1 pseudogene is annotated in these 646 nt (G+C 44.3%); it reads left to right on the plus strand.

From position 1 onward, the window contains the following. A pseudogene (locus R8O11_RS28540) lies at positions 1-470 on the plus strand (inosine/guanosine kinase); the annotation flags it as partial. Positions 471-646: the final 176 nt, after the last annotated feature.

A 646-nucleotide genomic window follows, 5' to 3' on the forward strand; every position in this document is an offset into this window, starting at 1 on the left:
ATCTTGTTCTTTGTACTGCAGGGCCAAACGGTCTTTACATGGCAGGTTACACTGACGAAAAAGTGAAACGTGAAACTACACACGATATTCTTGAAAGCTCTATTGAGGAATTCAATAAGTTTGAGTTCAGCCGCGCAATGCGCAAAGAAGATTGTGTGAATCCAATGAAAGTGTATTCACACATCGGTCCATACCTTGGTGGCCCTCTAGAAATTAAGAACACTAATGGCGCGGGTGATGCTGCACTGTCTGCACTGCTGCATGACATGGCTGCAAACTCTTTCCATCAGAAAGAAGTGCCTACTTCAGAGAAACACGAAGTACGCTGTCTGACGTATTCATCACTTTCTCAAATTTGTAAATACGCGAACCGCGTGAGCTACGAAGTGCTAACTCAGCACTCTCCTCGCCTATCGCGAGCTCTGCCAGAACGCGAAGACAGCTTAGAAGAGACCTACTGGGATCGCTAAGAAGGTTAGCTTTAGAGCAAAAAATATACTTAGGTCACCGTTTGGTGGCCTTTTTGTTTTGATCTAGCGCAGTATTTAGTGGATTTTGTTACTATGTAGCACGCGAAGGCGCACGAACTTCTTTACACCTAATTTTATACCAGTATTATTCTCGCGCAAACGTTTGCGCAACAACA

The organism is Vibrio sp. 1288 (genome assembly GCF_033344475.1).